The organism is uncultured Imperialibacter sp. (assembly GCF_963974565.1).
Lineage (GTDB): Bacteria > Bacteroidota > Bacteroidia > Cytophagales > Cyclobacteriaceae > Imperialibacter > Imperialibacter roseus.
This window is the reverse complement of sequence record NZ_CAXBCJ010000008.1, coordinates 36,046-58,209: the sequence shown is the minus strand read 5'-3', so window position 1 is coordinate 58,209 and position 22,164 is coordinate 36,046. Positions and strand designations below refer to the sequence as shown.

20 protein-coding genes and 1 tRNA gene are annotated in these 22,164 nt (G+C 45.9%); 9 read left to right on the top strand and 12 right to left on the bottom strand.

The features are described from left to right. Positions 1-38: 38 nt before the first annotated feature. On the bottom strand, positions 39-440 hold the full coding sequence (locus AAC052_RS12740; RefSeq protein WP_339813741.1) for a hypothetical protein: 402 nt from the start codon (positions 438-440) through the stop codon (positions 39-41). 78 nt (positions 441-518) lie between these two features. On the opposite strand from AAC052_RS12740, the gene hisS reads away from it, so the two are divergent. The 4 genes from hisS to AAC052_RS12720 all read left to right on the top strand — a co-directional run bounded on the left by hisS (position 519) and on the right by AAC052_RS12720 (position 5,237). Further along, positions 519-1,889, top strand: a complete 1,371-nt coding sequence (hisS, locus tag AAC052_RS12735; protein WP_339813739.1) for a histidine--tRNA ligase — start codon at positions 519-521, stop codon at positions 1,887-1,889. Between the two features lie 86 nt (positions 1,890-1,975). Continuing rightward, complete coding sequence (locus AAC052_RS12730) at positions 1,976-3,883, top strand: gliding motility-associated C-terminal domain-containing protein (protein ID WP_339813737.1); 1,908 nt, start codon at positions 1,976-1,978, stop codon at positions 3,881-3,883. 11 nt (positions 3,884-3,894) lie between these two features. After that, positions 3,895-4,227, top strand: a complete 333-nt coding sequence (locus AAC052_RS12725) for a YbaB/EbfC family nucleoid-associated protein (RefSeq protein WP_339813735.1) — start codon at positions 3,895-3,897, stop codon at positions 4,225-4,227. Beyond that, positions 4,224-5,237 (top strand): glycosyltransferase family 2 protein, encoded by a 1,014-nt coding sequence (locus AAC052_RS12720; RefSeq protein WP_339813734.1) that lies wholly within the window; start codon positions 4,224-4,226, stop codon positions 5,235-5,237. The genes AAC052_RS12725 and AAC052_RS12720 overlap by 4 nt, the downstream gene beginning before the upstream one ends. Here AAC052_RS12720 and AAC052_RS12715 read toward each other — a convergent pair. Beyond that, on the bottom strand, positions 5,231-5,440 hold the full coding sequence (locus AAC052_RS12715; protein WP_151999780.1) for a PspC domain-containing protein: 210 nt from the start codon (positions 5,438-5,440) through the stop codon (positions 5,231-5,233). The genes AAC052_RS12720 and AAC052_RS12715 overlap by 7 nt on opposite strands. Positions 5,441-5,594: 154 nt before the next feature. On the opposite strand from AAC052_RS12715, the gene AAC052_RS12710 reads away from it, so the two are divergent. Further along, positions 5,595-7,358 carry a hypothetical protein gene (locus AAC052_RS12710; RefSeq protein ID WP_339813733.1) on the top strand — a complete coding sequence of 588 codons (1,764 nt, stop codon included), beginning with the start codon at positions 5,595-5,597 and terminating at the stop codon, positions 7,356-7,358. A gap of 84 nt (positions 7,359-7,442) precedes the next feature. On the opposite strand, the gene AAC052_RS12705 is transcribed toward AAC052_RS12710, so the two are convergent. The 5 genes from AAC052_RS12705 to AAC052_RS12685 all read right to left on the bottom strand — a co-directional run bounded on the left by AAC052_RS12705 (position 7,443) and on the right by AAC052_RS12685 (position 10,427). Further along, a complete protein-coding gene (locus AAC052_RS12705) occupies positions 7,443-8,048 on the bottom strand; it encodes an SET domain-containing protein (RefSeq protein ID WP_339813732.1) in 606 nt (201 codons plus the stop codon). 57 nt (positions 8,049-8,105) lie between these two features. Beyond that, the gene (gene pth / locus AAC052_RS12700; RefSeq protein ID WP_339813731.1) at positions 8,106-8,666 is read right to left on the bottom strand and encodes an aminoacyl-tRNA hydrolase; all 561 of its coding nucleotides are present in this window, start codon (positions 8,664-8,666) and stop codon (positions 8,106-8,108) included. Positions 8,667-8,753: 87 nt separating this feature from the next. Then, complete coding sequence (locus AAC052_RS12695) at positions 8,754-9,344, bottom strand: 50S ribosomal protein L25/general stress protein Ctc (protein WP_339813729.1); 591 nt, start codon at positions 9,342-9,344, stop codon at positions 8,754-8,756. 11 nt (positions 9,345-9,355) lie between these two features. Further along, a complete protein-coding gene (locus AAC052_RS12690; protein WP_339813728.1) occupies positions 9,356-10,300 on the bottom strand; it encodes a ribose-phosphate pyrophosphokinase in 945 nt (314 codons plus the stop codon). Between the two features lie 56 nt (positions 10,301-10,356). Next, a tRNA-Gln gene (locus AAC052_RS12685) sits at positions 10,357-10,427 on the bottom strand. Between the two features lie 389 nt (positions 10,428-10,816). Here AAC052_RS12685 and AAC052_RS12680 point away from each other — a divergent pair. Further along, positions 10,817-12,166 carry a DUF4493 domain-containing protein gene (locus AAC052_RS12680; protein ID WP_339813727.1) on the top strand — a complete coding sequence of 450 codons (1,350 nt, stop codon included), beginning with the start codon at positions 10,817-10,819 and terminating at the stop codon, positions 12,164-12,166. Positions 12,167-12,215: 49 nt separating this feature from the next. Here the strand turns inward: AAC052_RS12680 and AAC052_RS12675 are convergent, their stop codons facing one another. Beyond that, positions 12,216-12,908: a DUF1003 domain-containing protein gene (locus tag AAC052_RS12675; protein ID WP_317487802.1), complete on the bottom strand. Its 693-nt coding sequence runs from the start codon at positions 12,906-12,908 to the stop codon at positions 12,216-12,218. Between the two features lie 208 nt (positions 12,909-13,116). Here AAC052_RS12675 and AAC052_RS12670 point away from each other — a divergent pair, with 208 nt between their 5' ends. Beyond that, positions 13,117-14,502 (top strand): sodium-dependent transporter, encoded by a 1,386-nt coding sequence (locus AAC052_RS12670; protein ID WP_317487801.1) that lies wholly within the window; start codon positions 13,117-13,119, stop codon positions 14,500-14,502. A gap of 14 nt (positions 14,503-14,516) precedes the next feature. Here the strand turns inward: AAC052_RS12670 and AAC052_RS12665 are convergent, their stop codons facing one another. The 4 genes from AAC052_RS12665 to AAC052_RS12650 all read right to left on the bottom strand — a co-directional run bounded on the left by AAC052_RS12665 (position 14,517) and on the right by AAC052_RS12650 (position 19,830). Beyond that, positions 14,517-14,858: a HepT-like ribonuclease domain-containing protein gene (locus tag AAC052_RS12665; RefSeq protein WP_339813723.1), complete on the bottom strand. Its 342-nt coding sequence runs from the start codon at positions 14,856-14,858 to the stop codon at positions 14,517-14,519. Further along, complete coding sequence (locus AAC052_RS12660) at positions 14,827-15,162, bottom strand: nucleotidyltransferase domain-containing protein (protein WP_339813722.1); 336 nt, start codon at positions 15,160-15,162, stop codon at positions 14,827-14,829. Before AAC052_RS12660 ends, AAC052_RS12665 begins: the two co-directional genes overlap by 32 nt. A gap of 24 nt (positions 15,163-15,186) precedes the next feature. After that, the gene (gene purL, locus AAC052_RS12655; RefSeq protein WP_339813720.1) at positions 15,187-18,879 is read right to left on the bottom strand and encodes a phosphoribosylformylglycinamidine synthase; all 3,693 of its coding nucleotides are present in this window, start codon (positions 18,877-18,879) and stop codon (positions 15,187-15,189) included. A 144-nt stretch (positions 18,880-19,023) separates the two neighbouring features. Then, the gene (locus tag AAC052_RS12650; RefSeq protein ID WP_339813719.1) at positions 19,024-19,830 is read right to left on the bottom strand and encodes an alpha/beta fold hydrolase; all 807 of its coding nucleotides are present in this window, start codon (positions 19,828-19,830) and stop codon (positions 19,024-19,026) included. Between the two features lie 261 nt (positions 19,831-20,091). Here AAC052_RS12650 and AAC052_RS12645 point away from each other — a divergent pair, with 261 nt between their 5' ends. Together AAC052_RS12645 and AAC052_RS12640 are read left to right on the top strand one after the other, a co-directional pair. Next, positions 20,092-20,715 carry a TetR/AcrR family transcriptional regulator gene (locus AAC052_RS12645; protein ID WP_317487796.1) on the top strand — a complete coding sequence of 208 codons (624 nt, stop codon included), beginning with the start codon at positions 20,092-20,094 and terminating at the stop codon, positions 20,713-20,715. Further along, the gene (locus AAC052_RS12640) at positions 20,699-22,150 is read left to right on the top strand and encodes a TolC family protein (protein WP_339813718.1); all 1,452 of its coding nucleotides are present in this window, start codon (positions 20,699-20,701) and stop codon (positions 22,148-22,150) included. Before AAC052_RS12645 ends, AAC052_RS12640 begins: the two co-directional genes overlap by 17 nt. Positions 22,151-22,164 lie beyond the last annotated feature (14 nt).

The following is a 22,164-nucleotide window of genomic DNA, read 5'->3' as shown; positions in this document are numbered from 1 at the left end:
TGCAAGCAGGGCTTTTTGTGTATAGTTAACCGAGTGATTTACTCAGCGTCCTTGTCTTTCTTCGCAGCTTTTGCTTTTGGTGCAGCTTCTTTCTTAGGAGCAGCGGCTTTCTTTGCAGCAGGCTTTTTAGCTTCTTTTGCAGGTGCTTCGGCTACTGGTGCTTCTGTAGCGGGTGCATCAGCTTTAGCTACGGGAGCTTCAGCTTTAGGTGCTGGTGTTTCCTTCTTAGCTTCTGGCTTAGGAGCAGTGAATTGCTTCTTCAGCTCTTCCAGGTCAACATTTTTTATAACGGGCGTTGCAGTCAAATGCTTGATAGAAAACTGCCTTGAAGCTGATACGTTTCTATTTTTACGACCCTTGCGTTTTAATCTTGTAACTCCCATGAGGTTCAATATTTTTCGAAATGGAGCGCAAATATAGTGGTTTACTTTCAAATTCATAACTCCCAACGCTATAAATCACAAAGCTTTAGGGTAATTCCATCGACTAATTCGTAGTTTTGCCGCAAAACAGGAGTAATGGCTGCACAAAAACCAGGTTTAGCGAGAGGAACAAGGGATTTTGGACCCGTTCAAATGTCGAGGAGGAATTACCTTTTCGGCATCATCCGAACGGTCTTCGAAAAATTTGGCTTTCAGCCTTTGGAAACGCCCGCAATTGAAAACCTGGCTACGCTTACCGGTAAGTATGGCGAGGAGGGAGATCAGCTGCTGTTTAAGATTTTGAATTCTGGCGACTTTATGAAAAATGCTTCTGATGCTAACTTGTCGGAGCGAAACTCCAAATCCATCACACCAGAAATCTCCGAAAAAGGCCTTCGCTACGACCTCACGGTACCTTTTGCCCGCTATGTGGTGATGAACCAGCACCTGCACAACTTTCCATTCAAGCGATACCAGATACAGCCTGTGTGGCGAGCCGATAGGCCGCAGAAAGGCCGCTACCGGGAGTTTTTCCAGTGTGATGCTGACGTGGTGGGCACCAACAGCCTGCTTTGCGAGGCAGAAATTGTGCTGATGATCAGGGAGGTGTTTGAAAAGCTGGGGCTGGCAGACTACTCTATCAAGCTCAACAACCGGAAGATACTGAGCGGCATCGCCGAGCTGATGGGGGCCCCTGGCAAGGAAGGCCCTTTGTGCGTCGCTATCGACAAACTGGACAAGATAGGAGAGGAGAAAGTATTCGAGGAGCTAAAGGAAAGAGGGTTTGGTGACGATGTGGCCGAAAAGCTAAAACCATTTTTGCAGCTCACCGGGTCTAATACTACTATCATTGCCGACCTTGAAAAGCTATTGGCTGGCAGTGAGGTCGGTATGGTTGGCGTCGCAGAGTTGAAAGAGGTAATGGCAATGGTGGAAGGTTTTGGGGTAAAGGTGGATCAACTTGCCATCGACCCAACACTGGCCCGTGGCCTTAGCTACTACACGGGTTGCATTTTTGAAGTAAAGCCAACCTCCGTGCAAATGGGAAGCATTTGCGGCGGCGGCCGCTACGACGACCTTACCGGTATGTTCGGTTTGCCCAACGTTTCTGGTGTTGGTATATCTTTCGGTATTGATCGTATTTACGATGTGCTCGACGAACTGAACTTGTTTCCTGCAGAGTCGCTGCGCACATCCAAAGTGCTTATCGCTAATTTTGACCCGGCCTCAGCAATGAAGGCGTTGGCAGTTCTCGGTAAGTTAAGAGAGGGGGGCATTGCGGCCGAACTTTTTCCAGAGTCAGCCAAGCTGAAAAAGCAGTTTACCTATGCCGAAAGCAAGGGCATTCCTTTTCTGCTCATGGCCGGAGAGTCGGAGTTCGCCTCAGGTGAATTTGGGCTTAAAAACCTTCAGTCGGGGGAGCAAAAAACATTCACAATAGATCAAATCATTAGCGAGCTAAGGTAAGGGAAGCAATTTCGTTGTTTTATATTGCGTTGTTTAACTACCCGAAAGGCCTGCGTAACAGTACCAGGCAGGTTAATTACTTGGCTTTGATTCAGAGAAAACGGTTTATTCAGCTTGCGGTATGTTGGGGGGTGTTGGCACTTTCGGTAGTCGCACATGCTCAAAAGACCAGTAAAATCGGCCGATTTTCTGTTGACAAACCCATAGGCTGCGCTCCGCTTACAATCAATATATCGGAGTTGGATAACTTCGGAAATATCTCCAGGCAGTATTTGTATGAAGATGGCGCTCCGGTAACCAACAGCACGACCCATACCTTCAATACGCCCGGTACTTTCAACATTGTTCAGGTGATTGGGTTGGATATCAACCCCAAGACGGACACACTGGAGATAACAGTAAATTCGCCGGAACCACCGCAGGTAACGGTCGCCAACTGCCGCAATTTTTCAGCCAGTGTGAAGGTGCCTGCGAGCCCCTACGATTATTACCGGGTTTACTACACCACCGTCGATTCGGTGGATGTGCTGGCTGGTAACTATGCCGTTCCTCATGATTATGGCGTGGCTGGCAGCTTTCCCGTAAGGGTAAAGGGCTTCTACAACGGAGGCAATGATGGTTGCGGTGAAACTAACGTCACGATCAACACCAGAAGGGAGCTTACCGACCCGATCTTGAATAGCATCGAAACTTTTCAGGACAGCACCATGCTGATCAGTGCCACGCTCAACTCAGGTATTAGCTACGTATTGCAGGTGTCGGAAAACAATGGAAGCACTTTCAGCGAGATTCCGTTAGTCTTTCAGGGGAATCAAATTTTGTTGGATCAGCTGCTGCCGATGACTAACGACTATTGTTTTCGTCTGGCAGCCTACGACCCCTGCAACAATGAGTTCTACTACTCCAACACTCTCTGCCAGGTAAGCCTGGCTGCCAGCTTCGAGCAGTACCGAAACCTCCTTAGCTGGGTTCCTCCCGGCCCGGCAGCTCAGTCTTTTGAAATCTACCGCAATGATACCTTATATTATCAGTCTGCCAATGCCGGGGTGACGCAGTATCCCGACTCCACCCTCATTTGCAACACCGACTACTGTTACCAGGTAAGGGTCAACTATCCGGTAGGGTTTGCGCTGAGCCAGGTGGTGTGTGGCACCTCCTTCGAAAAGCAAAACTTAGCACCTATCACAGGTGTCTATTCCACTTATCAGGGCGATGATCTTTTTCTCAGTTGGGAGAGTGCTGAGCAAGCCAATGCCAACACTACCTATCAGGCAGTTTATGCTTTTGACGGTAGCAATTTTAGTACAGGAGCTACTTTCAAAGGCGACATTAATGAGCAACTGGTTAGCAATCCACAGTTTTTAAAGAACAGCTATTCTTATACTATTCGTTATAGCGACGAATGCAATAACCTTTCTCCGCTGGGCACCATTACCCGGCCTGTATTTCTCAGTATCGAGCAACAACAAACGAACACCTTTCACCTAACGTGGAATCAGTACCGGCCACTTACCGACGGTGTGCGGCAATATTATGTCGATCTATGGGATATCAATATGGCGCTGTTGACCACTTTCGATGTATGGGATCCCACCTTCTACGAGTTGCGGCTTACTTCCGAGTACAACAGCGCTGCTTATGTAACCGTGCGGGCCGCAGGGTTAGGTGTTGATGCCGACTTTGTCACAACCAGCAATCGGCGGGCCATCTCTTTTCACAGCGATCTTTATCTGCCCTCAGCCTTCACCCCTAATGGAGACGGCCTGAATGAGGAGTTTGGTGTGAAGGGGCCCGAAGTGACTAATTTTAGCTTTAGAATTTACAATCGATGGGGAGAGCTGGTGTTTTACACAACTGAGCAACCCAAAGGATGGAATGGCGTATTCAAAGGTGCCCGGGCCCCGCAGGGAACATACAGGTATTATGTGGAAGGAACCGATGCAGGAGGCAGACTGATCAAAAAAAGCGGTAATTTTGTTCTGCTGAAAAACTAAACGAAGAGCATATGTTTGATATGATGAAAATGATGGGCAAGGTGAAAGAGGTGCAGGATAAAATGAAGGCTGCCCAGGAAAACCTTGCACGCATCGAAGTGGAAGGTGAGTCGGGAGCTGGTATGGTCAAAGCTGTAGTTAATGGAAAAAAGAAGCTTATAAGTCTTGATATTGATCCGTCACTCCTTAATGACAAGGACAAAGAGATGCTTCAGGACCTGGTGATAGCGGCAGTAAACATGGCCACAGAAAAGGCTGATGAAAAAGCCAAAGAGGAAATAAAGAAGAGCACAGAAGGAGTTCTGCCCAATATTCCGGGGTTCGACTTTGGTAGCATGGTATGAGCCCAAAGGTAGCTGTAGCCATTCTCAACTTCAACGGCAAAGACTTTCTTGATCGTTTCATGCCCTCGGTCATCGATTTTTCACCCGAAGCCGACATTTGGGTGATAGACAACGCATCAACCGATGGCTCGGTAGATTTTCTGAAGAAAAACTTCTTTGACGTAAGGATTATAACCCTTGAAGAGAACCTGGGCTATGCGGGTGGCTATCAGGCAGGGCTGGCTCAGATCGACGCCGACTACTACGTTTTGCTTAATTCAGATGTGGAAGTGACCGAAGGCTGGCTTCAGCCAATGATTTCCCTTCTGGAAGCAGACAAAACGATTGCTGCCTGCCAACCAAAAATTCTTTCCTGGAATTTGCGGGACACTTTTGAGTATGCCGGTGCGGCTGGTGGCTTTATCGATATACTTGGCTACCCGTTCTGCAGAGGGCGGGTATTCGAAACGCTTGAAAAAGACAGCGGACAGTACAACGACCAACTTGAAGTTTTTTGGGCTACAGGGGCTTGTTTGTTTATCCGGTCAGCCGCTTTTAACGAAGCGGGCGGGCTGGATGCCACCTTCTTTGCTCACATGGAAGAAATTGACCTTTGCTGGCGTTTGAAGATGGCTGGCCACAGCGTCTACTACCAGGGAGAGTCGGTCGTGTATCATGTTGGGGGAGGCACGCTCGATAGCTCAAATGCCTATAAAACCTATCTCAATTTTAGAAATAGCATCGTTTTATTATTGAAAAACGACGTTTCCCGATCGTTGTGGTGGAAAATACCGGTGCGGTTCAGTATTGACTTCCTGATCTTGCTTAGGTTTTTGGTGTCGGGCAAAGCCGATCATGCAAAAGCTATTTCAAATGCCCACGTGTTTACTGTAAGGAATTTTTTAAAGTACAGATCGGCTCAGCCAAAGAAAGCTTTGAAGATGCTAACCGGTGCCTATAAGGGAATTGCGCCCCTGGCGTATTTGGCTGGGAATAAAGGTTACAGCAAACTGAAAGGGAGAATTCAATAATACCAAAGTATATTGTCACGCCTTCTGAACCAACGTCTGAACTGCATGATAAACGCCAACGTCAGATAAACGATCAGAGGAGATCCGAAAGTTAAGAACGACGAATAAATAAAAAACAACCTGATGCTAGTTGTGGGGATTTTCAGATAATCACCTAACCTGTTACAGACTCCAAATGCGTATTTTTCAAGAAACTGTATCATGAATAGCGTCTTTTTGCTCTGCAAAGTTAATAACAAAAGTTGTATATTGTTCTAACGGTTGAATAAAGCAAAATTATTTTCCGTATAATTGCAATAGAACCATTATAACAATAGTTTTACGTCGGAATTCATAATCATTCAAAACATTATTCAAATGAAAAAAACGAGACTTGCTTTCGGCATATTGTTTGGATCACTCCTGATGTCAGGTTGTGCGCTAAACAAGATGATAAAACTTGCCAATGACCAGCAGTTGGAAGTGACCCCGAATCCTTTAGAGCTTCATGCTGACAAAGTGGAATTTGAGATGTCCGCTATCCTTCCTCCAAAAATGCTCCCAGGCGGTACTTCTTACAGCCTAAAAACCTTCTATCAGTATGGAACCAACGAAGCCGAGTTAGGCACAGTTGAATTCAAAGCAGGTGATTTTCCTAATAGCAGTTCTACAACATCCAGAAAAAGCCAAACATTCTCATTTGCCTACGACCCAGCAATGGCGAAGGGTGATGTAATGATTCAGGGTGTTGCTGCCAAAGGAGCAAAAAACAAGACTACTGAAAAAATGAAAGTAGCTGAAGGTGTCATCACCACATCTTTGATGGTAGAAGACATTGTAGCTGCTTCTTATGCTGACCACGGATACAACGACAAAGAAGAATTAGAACCAACAAACGTTGAATTCTTTTTCGAACAAGGTCGTTCAGTTCTTAGAACTTCAGAGAAAAACAGTGACCGTGGTAAAGGTTTCACTGCTTTCGTTGCCGATAAGAACGTAACTCGTACTGTAACTATCACAGGTACTCACTCACCAGAAGGTACTGAAACAATCAACTCTGACCTATCTCAGGATCGTGCCGAGGCGATTGAAAAGTGGTACAGAGACATGATGGCCAAATACGATTACAAAGGAATGGCTGATCAGATCAAATTTGTATTGAAGCCAGTAGTTCAGGACTGGACACAATTCAAAACCATGCTAAATGGCTTTGATGGTGTAAGCTCTGATGAAAAAACTGCCATGCTTGCTGTAGTAAACGGAACAGGTTCTTTCGAAGAAAAAGAAAAGGCGTTGCAGAAGCTTTCAGGTTACAAGAAAGTGTTTGACAAAATCTATCCAGTATTGCGTACCGCAAAAACTGAAGTCTTGACTGTTAAAGTTAAGCGCCCTAATCCTGAAATTGCCGTTTTAGCTAAGCAAATTGGTGAAGGCTCAATTTCTGCCGATTCTCTTTCAAATGCTGAGTTGCTTTTTGGTGCAACACTTACTCCATCTCTTACTGAGAAAGAAGCTATTTACAAAGCGGCTATTAAGAAGCAGGATACTTGGGTAGCACACAACAACCTTGGAGCTGTTTATCTTCAAATGGCTGCTGCAGCTAGCGGTGCTGATGTGAAGAAGAATGTTGACTTGGCGCTTACTCAATTGGAAATTGCCAACAAACAAAAAGCGAACACTGCCGAAGTACTGGTAAACATGGCAACAGTTTATATGCTACAGGGTGACAACACTAAAGCATATGACGTAGCAGGAACCGTTTCTGGTGCAACAGGTGATGCTTTGAGAAAGCTTAACACTTTGAAAGGAACTCTTGAGGTAAAAACTGCTCAGTACGATAAGGCATTGATGTCTTTCGCTGGAGCTGACAATACTGCAGAGGTATCTTTCAACAGAGGTCTTGCTCTTGTACTTAAGAAAGAATTCTCAAACGCTAAGACTGCCTTCAAAGATGCTACTGATAAAGATAGCTCTTATGCGAAAGCGTTCTACGGCCTTGCGATTGTAGGTGCCCGTACTTCAAATGCAACAGAAGTAACAAACGGCTTGAAATCAGCGATTGCAGAAGATTCTTCACTGAAAGAAAAAGCACTTACAGATCTTGAATTTAGGAACTACGCAGACGCCGTTAGATCCCTTTAATTCACAGGAAGATTTGAATTCTATTAAATAAGAAAAGCCCCATTATGGGGCTTTTCTTATTTAATTCCGCAGGAGGTTGAGGGGTTATCTAACCTTAACTGTCTCCTTTTCAAGTTTTAAAGAATAGACCGACAGGTAGTTGGCAGGGTTGTTAAAGTAACTCTCCAACTGCTCAACGGTTTCTTCCTCCATTAACGGCATCAGCGGTTGCTGCACTTGTTTTAATTTTGCTAAGGACTGTTTCAGCGTCTCATCCCACTTTGGGTAGTAGGCGTCAAAGTCATCGGCACTAACCGATCCACGGCAACCCGGCTTGTCACACAACAGGCTGATTCTCTCTGTCATGTTAAAAATACCGTATTCATCGGTGATCTGTTCACCGGGAAAAATATCCCGGATTGCAATTTCAAAACCATAACCAGTGCTCATCGTGTTGCATTGGCAACAGTGATTTACATACTTGGCAAGGTCCCAGCTCACCACCCTAACGCCTCGCTGATCTATGTAAGAATACCTTTCGATCTTCTCTTGAAGTAGCGGGACACATTTTTCGAATGTTTCGGGGGTGATTTCAAGTTCCAGACTATCCCTGATGTACGTAATTGTACCTTCAGGGATAAATTCTGTGGCAAATACACCGTAGCCTACGGTCTCATTTACCAGTCGGAGTTCAGTGTGAGGATGAATCATACCTAATTCATAACACTATAATTTTATGCAAAGAAATATAAAGTTTTGAATAGTCAATTATTCATTGAAAAAATTCATAGTTCTTTCGATTCCTATTGCTGCAAATGAGAGGATCATATCGATGGATTTGTCCATTCTTTCAGGTAGGAGGGCCATTTCTTCCCTGGAAAAATTATTTAGAACGTACTCCACCTGATGGCCCTTTGAGTAGTTATCGCCAATGCCAAAACGAAGCCTTGCGTAGTCCTGGCCGCCAAGTGTTGCCTCAATGTTTTTAAGTCCATTGTGACCAGCGCTTGAGCCCTTGGGCTTCATCCGCAACTTGCCAAAGGGAAGCGCAATGTCATCGGTGATAACAAGGATGTTTTCTCTGGGAACTTTCAATTGCTGCATCCAATAGGCCACTGCTTTGCCGCTGAGGTTCATATAAGTAGTCGGCTTAATGAGGTGCAGGGTTCGGCCCTTATGTTTGATTTCAGCCGTGTAGGCTTGCTTGTTGAAGGTGAAGCTGGCAGACTCTGCCTGAGCAAGTCGATCCAAGACCAGAAAGCCAATGTTGTGCCGTGTGAGCTCGTATTCAGGCCCGATGTTGCCTAGTCCTGCTATTAGGTATTTCATTGCGTTAATCGTTTGTCTGCCGCCTCCAAAATAGAAAATCCCGCCTTAACAGGCAGGATTTTCACATTGATGGCATTTGAATATTTTTTATACCGCTTCTTCTTCCTCTTCTCCATCAGCGCCTTTGCCTTTAAGCGCTCTAGGAACTTCCACTGATGCGATAGAAACAAGGGGGCTATTCAAGATGTTGTATTTAGCCTCTCCAAGCTCTCCCACCTTCACTGTTTTGCCAAGTTCCAGTTTGCTGATGTCTACCTCAATGAATTCGGGCATTTCAGAAGGAAGTGCCTTCACAGTAAGTTTACGCATCTTAGAAACCAACTTACCACCCTTTTGAACTCCGGGAGCTACACCCAGGAACTTAACAGGGATGTCAAGTTTTACTGGTGAGTTTTCATTCAATTCAAGGAAGTCAGCATGCAGAATCATCTCGTTTACCGGATGGAACTGAATGTCTTGCAAGATTGCTTTGAACTCTTGTCCTTCAATATTCAGATGAACAAAAGCAGCATTTGGTGTGTAAACAAGGTCTCTGAAAAGAATCATAGGCGCATGAAAATGTACCTGGCTTTTTCCTCCGTAGATGACACATGGAACACTGCCCGCCGCCCTAAGGTCTTTGGACTCCTTTTTACCGAGATTTGCTCTTTTAAACCCTATAATCTCTACTGTTTTCATAATGATGTATATTAATTATTGATAAATAGCGAACTAATGGAGCCGTGGCTATGAACATTGTTGATGGCCTTGGCAAATAGGTCAGCCACCGAAAGCACCTTTATTTTCGATGATTGCTGTTTAAGGGGCAGAGTGTCAGTCACAACAAGTTCTTCGAGCACTGAGCTGTTGATATTGGCGTAAGCATTGCCCGATAGTACTGGATGCGTACATATTGCTCTTACCGTTCTAGCTCCCTTCTCCTTAATAAGCTGTGCCGCCCTGCAAAGTGTGCCGCCGGTGTCGATAAGGTCATCGATAAGCACTACGTCTCTGTCGGTCACATCTCCAATCACCTGCATGGAGGCAATTTCGTTGGCACGCTTGCGGTGTTTATCGCAGATAACCATATCGGCTGAGAAATGCTTTGCGAACGTCCGTGTTCTTGCTACGCCTCCAACATCAGGAGAAGCAAACGTCAGTGCTTCAAGATTGAGTGATTGAAGGTACGGAACAAAAATAGCCGTTCCATCAAGGTGATCAACGGGGATGTCAAAAAAGCCCTGAATCTGTCCCGCATGCAAGTCCATAGCCATCAGACGGTCAGCACCTGCTGACTGCATTACATTGGCTACCAGTTTTGCTGCAATGGAAACTCTTGGCCTGTCTTTTCTGTCCTGGCGTGCGTAACCAAAGTAGGGCACCACTATTGTGACATACTTGGCACTGGCCCTTCTTGCCGCATCTATCATGAGCAAAAGCTCCATAAGGTTGTCGGCAGGTGGGCAGGTAGATTGAATCAGGAAAACGTCGCAGCCTCTGATGGACTCGTTGAAGCTGTAGGAAAGTTCGCCATCACTGAAGCGCTGCGAAGAATAGTTTCCAAGAGGTTTCCCATAAGCCTCGGCAATTTTCTTCGCCAGGTCTAACGATCCCGTTCCAGGAAAAATCTTTACAGATGATTCAATTGGTTCCATCAAAATAGAGCACTCCAGAAAGTAAGAATCCCGGCTTTCACCGGGACTTTTGAAAGTTGACCGACAAGGATTCGAACCTTGACAAACAGAACCAAAATCTGTTGTGCTACCGTTACACCATCGGTCAATCCGATTTTGGAGGTACAAAAGTAGAAACTATCTTTTGGTTTACAATAGCAGGTAATAAAAATATTGTACGAAAGTCCGTAACACTTTCTCTTTTTCGTCTGAATGCGCCCAGCACAAGAGCCGGCTGACCGCACGGACAGCCCTGCCCTGCATTGTCATTCAACCTGCCACTCTCTCCAATATCGGATAGTGAGCATCCATATTAACTGGTAATATGTATCGCTACATGTATCGTTCACGCTCTCAAATGCAGCCGCCGAAGTACTTACTTTTTGGTATTTTCTGATATCTAATGACTTGAAATTGATTTAGTTACAAGAATAATGTACCTTACAGTAAGGTTAGCCAACTCAAGAGCATTTTTTTACCATCAAAACAATACTAATCATGAGAAGAATTTCACAATTATTCTTAATGGTTCTGTCTGTGTCATGCCTTCTGTCTTGTAACAAGAATGAGGATCCAACAGAGCCATTGGCTGACAAGGGGGTGCTTAAGCTTAGCCTCGCACTAGCCATTGACGAATTCCCTACTTCGGGTAGGGTAGCAGAAGTAGTAGATTTGGGCGATTACGTCGTCACTATTTTCGACGCTACTGACGACTCTGAGGTGATAGTTTTCGATCCCTGGTCGAGCGCACCGGAAGAGATTGAGTTGGAGACAGGTGAGTATTACATCGAAGCACACTCCAATAACCTGGTGGACGCAGCGTTCAATAATCCTTATTATTTTGGAAGATCCGACAATTTCACAATTGATAAGGAAGAGATCAAGGAAATCCCCCTTACTGTAACGTTGGCTAATTACAAGGTGTCAGTGGTTTATTCAGACGACATCAAAATGGATTTTGACACTTACGGAATGGTTGTTACCTATAACAACACTGGGGAGCAGCTTGACTATGGCGACTCCGAGGAGCTGGAAGGCTACTTCAGAGCCAACAACCCTATTTTCATCGAAATTTCGATGACTTATTTCAAGGTGTTCGATGGAACGACGATTGATAGAACACTTACAGCAACTATTGATAATCCGCTACCAAGAACACACTACAGAATTAATGCAGATGCCCACCTCGACGACGGTAAAATCGTAATCAATATCAATATCGACGACGGTGTCGATGTAGTCGACATTACTCCTGCTGAAGTAGAGGTACTCAACGGACCCGCCACCCCCGAAACGATTGGGGCCAGTTTTGAGCAGTCGTTTGAGGATGAGCGTGGATTTCCGTTCGGGGAACTAGTTTGGACGTTTTCAGACATAGCGCTCGCAAATAATAACGCAATTTACTGGAGCCCGGTCATAGGTGGCATCAAGGCATCGATGGATGGAGATGGATATGATGACCTTGTGTTAAATGAGACACTTGACTTTGTTGAGGCCGAATCGAACAGGGGCAACGGGGTGCTTGTTTGGCAGGGATTGACCCAGATACCGTTGTTCAATGGATCTTTTCAGCCGAATGAAACACGAATGGAAATGTCAATTTTTGACGGCGATGGAGTGACGCCGAGAGGCGTGGTTGACCCGGCGACCCTGGGTATGCCTGCCAGCATAGGAGGTATGGTTCCAATTGTCAATAGTGGCGATAGTTTTGTTGTAAAATTCAAGCTGTTGTCGAAATCAGGGGCGAACTGGGTGCCCTATCTTGATACCTTTGATGCTGCGTCAACACCGCCAGATGCTGGTGGTACGGCCTACAGCTCCTTCGAGGGCGGCTTCTTCTGGGAATAGCGAATACGAACCATGAGATAGATGAAACGAGGTCGGGAGGCCTCGTTTTTTATTTGTCTATTCTGGTAAGAATATCATTCATCATGTCAATCTGAACTTTTTGAATTTCAATGAGCTCTTGCTGCTGATGAAGAATCAGGTGATCGATTTTTTCGTGCAGCATCCTGATTTCCAGTTCCGACTTTAGGTTGATCATATAATCTTTTTTGGCCCTTTCTCTGTCTTTCTGCTCCTGCCTGTTTTGACTCATCATGATCACCGGTGCCTGCATGGCAGCAAGGCAGGAGAGGATAAGGTTAAGCAGGATGAACGGATACGGATCAAACCCTTTGTTAGAGAGCCAGTAAAAGTTAAAAACGATCCAGATAAATAGAAATATGCCAAACGATATGATGAAGGTCCATGAGCCCCCGAAACTCGCCACATGATCTGCTATCCGCTGGCCAAAAGTGCTTTGAACTGCATCATCTTCCACTTTATCAGTAATGGTGGTTTGGTCTTTCAATGTCTCCAAAACATTGCTTTCAAGATCAGAAAGCTCGTCGAGCTCGGTTAGCAGGCAATTGGATATGTATTTCTCCCGGTAAAAATTGAGCTCCTGTAATGCCAGAAAAGAGTCATCGGAGAATTTTGGATGATCAGACCTGATTAAGTCCAGGATTTTTTTTCGGATGGAATTTCCAGCTACTCTGTCGCTGATGGGAAACTCCTTACCTGATGTATCGCTGATGAATGTCGACATGGTTTTAGGCTATATTTGGACATAAAGTTACTCAAATGAGTGGCTTAAAGTAGTGTAAAGGTATGACGGGAATAATTCAACAGGGTGCATTGCGAACACAGCATGAGAGGGTCATTAAAATGCCCGTTTAGCAAGTTTGTTTTGATTAAAACTTAATATGGGCCTATCTTCCGGCCTGATTTTTTTATTGGAACACAAAAAACAATAGATGGCGGCCAGGGGAGGATTTTCTAATAAACTTGGATTCATTGCAGCCGCAGCTGGTTCAGCTGTTGGCTTGGGTAATATATGGCAGTTCCCCTATGTCACCGGGCAAAATGGCGGCGCAGCTTTTTTGCTCGTATATATTGGATGGATTTTTCTCATCGGCCTGCCGATAATGGTGGGGGAGATCGCTGTCGGAAGAAAGGCACAATCGAACCCTTACGGGGCGTACAAAAAGCTGGGAGGTAAGTCATGGGCCTACGTGGGCCTGTTTGGGATCATATGTGGCGTGATGATTCTGTCATTTTACAACGTAGTGGCAGGCTGGGCATTTGGCTACTTCCTCGAACTAAGCTTCGGGAATCTGTTGAATGAGCAAGACTACAGTGGTTTCTTTTCGGCCTACGTGGCCGACTTCAGAGACAATTTGTTCTTCAGCATCGCCTTTATGGTGATCACAGCTTATATCGTTTACAGAGGGGTGCAGAAGGGGATAGAGGGCACTTCCAAAGTGCTGATGCCTACACTCTTCCTTATTCTGATTTTCATTATCATTTACGGATTGACACTGCCTAACGCCATGGACGGGGTTAGTTTCTATCTGCTACCTGACTTTAGCCTGATCAATGGCCGAACGATTTACACCGCTTTGGGGCAGGCTTTCTTCTCTCTCAGCCTGGGAATGGGAGCGCTGATCACGTACGGATCCTACATCAGCAGGAATGACAATATTGTCAATTCTGCAATTCTTGTGACCATTGCCGATACAGCAGTCGCTTTTCTGGCTGGCCTGATGATATTTCCCTTGGTGTTCTCACAAGGACAGTCGCCTGCTGAAGGCCCCGGGCTTGTGTTTGTAGCACTGCTTGGAGTTTTTCAGACAATGGGGCCACTTATCGGCAAAATTGTTGGTGGCGGGTTTTTTCTGCTGCTTTGCTTTGCAGCGCTGACTTCTACCATATCTCTTTTGGAAGTACCGGTTGCCTTTCTGGTGGACGAGAAGAAATGGTCAAGGAAAAAGGCGGTTTCTGTGATGGCGCTATTGATATTTCTTATTGGCCTCCCAAGTATGCTCGGGTTTGGCGCTGTAGGAGCTTTTACCGAATTCGTTAGCTATGAGGGTGGGGTTAAATCCTTTATGGACGTGGTGCAGGATCTCTTTTTTGTCATTAGCCTACCACTTGGTGGGTTCCTTTTGAGTGTTTTCATATCCTCCAAATGGAAAACTGCCGGACTTAGCGAAGAAATAAGCCATGGAAACCCTTCCTACAGGGGATCGTTCATTGAAAAGTTCTTCAACTTGATGATAGTCTACGTTTGCCCCGTAGTGCTGGGAGCTATGTTCCTGCTTACTGTGTTGCAGAAGTTTTTTGGAGTGGAGCTGATTTGACGGTATAGCAAGATTTATGCTTCACTCAGGAGCTGGACGACTTCATCTTCCAGTGGAGACAGGTGTCTGCGAATAATATTCCAAATGATTCTATCGTCAATGTTGTCGTATGAATGAACCAGTCTATTACGAAGGCTTATTATTTGTTTTGCGTTATTCAGTGGAGGAGAATCATCCGAGTTTTTGATGAAAAGATTAACAGCCTCTCCAATTATGCCGAGCTGACCTTCTACAGCACTTTTAACCATATAGCTCGTGCTGTATTCGTCAAAGGAATTTATTTTTTCTGTGAAGGAATATACCAGCCGAATTGAACTTAGGATATCAGACAGATACTTCCGCTCTTTGTCCGTCATAAATCAACTTCTTGGTGGCTTCGATACTTTTTCTGAGGTAGGGATTTTTTATTGATTCATCTGTCAATAGGTCCACTTTTTTACCGAAAAAGCTTTCAATTTCATCCCAAAATGACATCAAAGCTTCCCCGTACTCCATCGGATCTGTGATATTCATTTTTATAACGAGATCAATATCGCTTTTGGCTTTATCAAACTGATCTGTTACCGAAGAACCAAATGCATATAGTTTATCCACCTTGTATTTGACACAAAGTTTGATAAACCCCTCCTGATTTCGTTTTATCAGTTGTAAGATATGCATCTAGTAAAGATCGGGAAAAATTACCTAGTCCTTTACAATCATCTCTTCCACCCACTTCCTCGCATTTACAAAGGCCTCCATCCATGGCGTTACCTCATCTGATTTTCGTCCGTCGGGATAGTAGCCCCAGTTCCAAGGAAACATCGACCTTTCCAGGTGAGGCATGATGGCCGCATGGCGCCCGTTGTGGCTTACCACGCAGGCAGTGTCGAACTGCGACCCGTTGGGGTTGGCCGGGTAAGAAGAGTAAGCAAACTTAGCAGCAATATTGATCTTCTCCGGTTCTGCAAATACAAACTGACCTTCACCGTGCGCTGACCAGATCCCTAGTCTGCTGCCAGCAAGTGAGCCAAACATCACGGAGTTGTTCTCTAGAATTTCAACATCTGTAAAGGTGCACTCAAACTTGCCTGAAGTGTTGTGATGCATCTTTGGGTGGTCGTTCTTTTCAGGGTAGATCAGCCCTAGCTCCATGGCCAGCTGACAACCGTTACACACGCCCAGGCTGAGGGTGTCTTCTCTTGCGTAGAAATTATCCAGCGCTTTTTTAGCCTTGTCGTTGTAAAGGAAGGAACCCGCCCAGCCTTTTGCCGAGCCCAGCACATCCGAGTTGGAGAAGCCGCCCACAAACACAATCAAGTTGACTTCTGACAAATCTTCCCTGCCGCTGATAAGGTCAGTCATATGTACGTCCTTCACATCGAAGCCAGCCAGCCACATGCAGTAGGCCATTTCACGGTCACTGTTGTTGCCTTGCTCTCTGATGATGGCCGCTTTTATGCCGGTTGTCTTTGGTCTGGTAAATGAAAGGCCATAATCAGCAAGTTTGCCACTGAATTGTGCAGGGAGCTTGATTTTTAGTGGCTGCTTGCCAAGGTTATTATAGCGTGTGTCAGCAAAGCCCTCTTTGGTTTGTTTTTTATCCAAAAGCCAGGAGGTTTCTGCCCACTCTTTGCGCATTTGGGCTACGTCAAACGTCCAGCTATCACTTCCCAGTTTAATTTCTACGCTGGGCTTTGAGGTTACTTCTCCAATAACGCTGCAGGTGATGCCTGTTTCGGTGAAAATGGTGTCAAGCCTTGCTGCATCAGTTGTTTGAACCACCAGGCCAGGGTTTTCACTGAACAGTACTTTAATAGCATCAGGCTCATTCAAGCCATCCAAATTCACCTTCATCCCCACTGATGCAGAAGGGAAGCACATTTCTAAAAGCGTGGTGACAAGGCCACCAGACGAAACATCGTGACCGGCAATGATAAGCCCTTCGCTGATGAGCAACTGCATCAGGCTAAATACTTTAACAAAATAGTCGGCCTCAGCGGCGTCTGGAGTGGAGTCACCCAGCTTGTTCAATACCTGCCCGAGTGTGCTGCCGCCCAGTTCGAAACCTTTGCTGCCAAGGTTGAGGTAGAGCAATTTGCTGCCGTCAACGACTTTGGCTACCGGTTCAATTGTCTTCCTGATATCAGTTACCTGCCCTACAGCGGAAATAATGACAGTGCCGGGAGAGTAAACCGTTTTGCCTGGGTACTTCTGCGTCATCGACAGGGAGTCTTTACCTGTCGGGATGTTTACGCCCAGTGCACAGGCGTAATCACTAACTGCCTGCACGGCATTGTACAGCCTGGCGTTTTCTCCCTTATTTTTTGCAGGCCACATCCAGTTGGCGCTGAGCGAAACGCCCTTGATGCCCCCTTCCAGTGGAGCCCAAACCAGGTTGGTCAAGCTTTCAGCAATGGCCAGCCTGGAGCCAGCCTTTTCGTCGATGAGCGCTGGCACCGGGGCATGGCCGATGGAGGTACCAACTCCCTTGTTGCTGCCAAAGTCGAGTGCCATGATGCCGAGGTTGTTGAGAGGAATTTGCAGCTCTCCACAGGTCTGCTGCTTGGCCACCTTGCCGGTAACGCAGCGGTCTACTTTGTTGGTAAGCCAGTCTTTGGAAGCCACTGCTTCCATTTTCAATACCTTCAGCAGGTATTCTTCCACCTTAGTTGCGGAAGTTTGAATTGGCTGGAAGCTGGATTTCTCTTCCTTGTCTTCCAGAATGGTCTTAGGAGATGAGCCGAAAAGATGAGTCAGCTCAAAATCCACAGGCTTCTTACCTTCTTTGTTCGTGAAGGTCAATTTGTGGTCGCCGCTTGCTTCACCCACAACGTACATGGGCGAACGCTCTCTGTCAGCCACCTTGCGCAGGTAGTCGAGATGCTTTTCATGAAGTGCAAGCCCCATGCGCTCCTGCGACTCGTTGCTGATGATTTCTTTATCAGAAAGGGTTGGGTCACCAACAGGAAACTTGCTGATCTCAAACTTTCCTCCGGTTTCTTCTACCAGCTCTGACAAACAGTTGAGATGCCCGCCCGCTCCGTGGTCGTGCACCGATGAAATCGGGTTTTCGTCGAGCTCGGCAAGGGCTCTGATGGTGTTGGCTACCCGCTTCTGCATTTCGGGGTTGGAGCGCTGCACAGCATTTAGCTCGATGGAGTTACCAAATTCGCCGGTGGCCACAGACGACACGGCTCCGCCACCCATGCCAATGCGATAATTGTCGCCGCCCAGCACCACAATCTTATCTCCTTTTTCTACACTCTTCTTTTGACTATGATCCCTGATGCCAAATCCAACACCACCCGCTTGCATAATCACTTTGTCGAAGCCATGAGCCTTGCCATTCTCTTCGTGCTCGAAGGTCAGGAGGCTTCCGGTGATAAGTGGCTGCCCGAATTTATTACCATAGTCGCTGGCACCGTTGGAAGCTTTGATGAGTATTTGAGAAGGTGTTTGATAAAGCCACGGTCTCTCAGGGCTGTGGTTTTCCCAGGGCCGGTTGCTCGACAGCCTGGAGTAGGAGGTCATGTACACAGCCGTTCCTGCCAGTGGGAAGCTTCCCTGGCCGCCCGCCATCCTGTCTCTGATTTCTCCTCCACTGCCGGTAGCAGCACCGTTAAATGGCTCCACGGTGGTGGGGAAGTTGTGAGTTTCTGCTTTGAGAGAAAGCACGCTCTTTCTGGTTTTGGCCTCAAAGTAGTCAGGCTGATCCTGCCGGGTAGGGGCAAACTGCTCGATACTGGGCCCTTCAATAAAGGCCACGTTGTCTTTGTAGGCGGAAACAAGAAAGCCGGGATTGGCTTTCGATGTCTTTTTGATTAGCTGAAAAAGTGTATCTGGTTTCTCCTTGCCATCGATGATAAAAGTGCCATTGAATATCTTGTGGCGGCAGTGCTCCGAATTCACCTGAGAGAAGCCAAACACTTCGCTGTCGGTAAGTTTGCGCCCCAGCGACTTGCTCACTGATTCCAGGTAGTCGATTTCTTCCTGGCTGAGTGCAAGCCCCTCTTTCTCGCTGTAAGCCTTAATATTGTCGATCTCTACAATAGCATCGGGCACATGGGAGACGGTGAAAACATCCTGATCAATTATCTGGTACACTGCTTTCAGCATCGGGTCAAATTCACCCGGATAGGCTTCTTTTCTAACAAACTCCTCAATCCTCACCACCCCACTGATGCCCATGTTCTGGGTGATCTCCACGGCATTGGTGCTCCATGGCGTAATCATCTCTTTCCGTGGCCCAATGAATGGCCCCTCAACTGACGGACCGTCCACAAACTTCCCGCCACTGAAAAGCCAGGTAAGCTTTTCTCTGGTCAGGCCGTTGGCAGAGGTCGCAACTTGAAGGATATAAAATGTACTAGCGTCTTTCTGGAAAAAGAGAATCATGAGGTCGCTTGGGTATGGGATTTTTGAAGCCCAAAGTTAAAACAAAAAGAAATAGTCGACTTCTAAAAAAGGTAATTTTAGAAGGCCTGGTACAGAGAAATTGAATTTAGCCGTTGGGAATGATCGTCTCCGGGATCCGTTGCCTTATCCAGAGTGTGGACGGACGTTTTCTAAGAGCGATTCGTGAAATTTCTTTAGGAGGGAATTGTGGCCGGTTTTGATCAATACAAAGTCTGATGAGCCGCACTTTTTTTCAAAAGCATGAAGTTTGCCATAGGGGATAACCGTATCATATTTTCCAGCCACCATCGTTACTTGTATGTTATTTTGGTTGACAGTTTGAAGCACCTTGTCTATGTTTTGAGTAAAATGCCTGAAGCCCACCCAGGCGTGGTAAATGCTGTTACCGTTGTTGTGATCAGCCACCTGCGAGATAGCAAACTTTGCCAACCGCCCAGACACCAACCTGGTGCGGCTAAAAAAGGAGATCAGGCGGATAAGAAGAGCAGGGTGGTCGTTTAGATAATGAAAGATGGCCCTCATTACCCAGGTGCCAGTCGCAACTTTGTACCAGGGGTTAAGGTAGATGCCGTCTGGTGCAGCTAAAATGATTCTTTGCACCCGCTGAGGAAACAACATGGCCGTAGTTAACGCCAGTTTACCACCGAGGCTGTATCCCATCACGCTGAATTTATCTATTTGTTCCGCTTTCAGGATATCCAGAAGCAAATCGTGCCACGACTCGGTCGGCACTGGGAGCTCATCGACCGGCCATCGGCTTTTTCCATGGAAGAAGAGATCAATGGAAATGATCGTATAGTCTATTCCCAGTGAGGTTTCGAACAATTGGAAGGCCAGCTCAGTTTGTCCAAAGCCATGAAATGCCAAAAGGAATTTCGTGCCTGTCCCATATTTTTTATAGTTAAGATATTTTGCCGGAGCCTGCTTCATGATGACGAAACCAAATTTAATACTTTTTTACCTGCAAACGTTTGAAAGTTTAGTCAGTAGCATTTATGCCGCCGCCAATCCTCCGTGGTTTTGCAATAGTGGCAAAGAAATGGCCCAACAGCCTCAAATAAAGACTTTTAGGGACTATTATTATCGGTAAGTTAATTTTCACTTTTTTCTAAACCTTTTCAAAAACTAGCCGTTACTTTGACAACGGAAACTTTGAGTAATGTGAAAGTTTCCAAAGTTTAGAAGAATATTTTGGAAGTAAGAGACAATATAATAGAGCAAGCTGACCAGCTTATTTGCCGTTTGGGCGTTAGAAGTGTGACGATGGACGATCTGTCCCGTCACATGGGTATCTCTAAAAAAACGATCTATCAATTCTTTAAGGATAAAGACGAGGTAGTGACGTTGGCGGTTGGCCACCATTGTGAAAAAGAGTACCGTGAATTTGTGAAAATGCACCAGGAGTCGTCCAACTCCATCGATGAGCTATTTAAGATTTCGCAGTTCATGAGAACGAATGTAGAGACCATTCATCCTTCGGTGCTGCACGACATCCAGAAGTATCACCCCAAAGCCTGGACACTTTTTGAGGAGTACAAGGAACGAGTCTTCACTCAGAATATCGTGGATTGTTTGAAGCGGGGAAAAGCCGAAGGCAGTTTCAGAGAGGACATCGATGAAAATATACTGGCTGTGCTGCGCATGAAGCAGGTAGAAATGGCCTTCGATGCCCACACTTATCCAAGAGGTAAATATGAATTTAAGGAAGTCTGCGAACAAATATTCTATCACTTTATACAAGGGATTTTAACGGATCAGGGAAGGAAACTTTATGACACAATTTTTAACAAGCAATCATATGAATCTCAAAAGTAGTTGGAAGATTTTTTTGGTGGCAATGCTTCTGGTGGCTGGCCAACTCAGCGCTCAGGACAACGGCGGCACGGTAGCTTCCGACGGACCACTTTCACTTGAGCAATGTATCGACTACGCACTTGCCAATTCTATCAGTGCGCAGAATGCTACGCTTGACGAGCAAATAGCAGTGGCCAAAGTAAAGGAGACGGTGGGTATAGGGTTGCCGCAGATTTCTGGTAACATGTCCGTTAACCATAATCAGAAACTGCAGCGGTTTTATGGAACCTACAATGACGATCCAAATGCGTTCAGCTTTTTCCCTGTAGGAATACCTGGTGCTCAAAATGGCGACGTATTGGCTGCGCCCAACTTCTTTCAGTTAAAAAGTAGCGGGAATGCAAGTCTCACAATTAATCAAATGATCTTCAATGGCTCTTACATAGTGGGTTTGCAGGCATCAAATACGTACAAAGAGCTGTCTCAAAAAACTTCCGAGCAAACCAGAGAGCAGATAGTTGAGCAGGTAACAAAGGCTTACTATGCTGTTCTGATCAATCGTGAACGGATGCAGCTTTTTGATGCCAATATTGCCAGGGTCGATAGCCTTCTTAGGAACACGAGAGCGCTGAATATTAGTGGGTTCGCTGAAAAAATTGACGTTGATCGTATTCAGGTAAGCTTCAATAACCTGGTGACCGAGCGGGACAAGTTCAGCAATATGAATGCACTGGGGCTGGCCATATTGAAGTTTCAGATGAATTATCCGATGGAGCAGCCGATTGACGTGGCTGGCACCATTCAGGACGTTCAGCTCGATCCTACCGAAAAACTTAACGGGAGCGACTGGGACTACAAAAACAGGCCAGACTATAAAGTGTTGGAAGTAAACAGGCGGTTGCAGGAACTTAATATTAAGAACCTTTACGCTGAGGCGTTGCCGTCTATGAACGCCTTTGCTACGCTTGGCTATTCAACTCAATCAAATGGGGTGGGAGGAATTTTCAAAACCAACACAAATATCGACGATTCAGATCTCGTCGGTCCCGATAAATGGTATGACTACTCTCAGTTTGGGGTGAGTCTTAACGTGCCCATTTTTGGTGGTTTGCAGCGCACCTACAAGATTCAGCAGGAGAAGCTCACACTACAAAAGCTGGATAACGGCTTTAAGTCATTGGAAAACCTGATCGACCTGGAAATTCAGCAGTCTTATCTGAATTTTGACAATGCGCAAAAGTCGCTTGCCTCGCAGGAGGAGAACATGGAGCTGGCGGAAAGCATTGCCAGGGTAACCAAAATAAAATACGAGCAGGGAGTCGGCTCTAACCTGGAGGTAATCGACGCAGAAAACAGCCTTAGAAATGCGCAGACTAACTACTATAGTGCACTTTACGATGCCATTGTGGCCAAGGTCGATCTCGACAAGGCAAAAGGACTATTAATTAAGGAATAAGGAGAACCGAACTA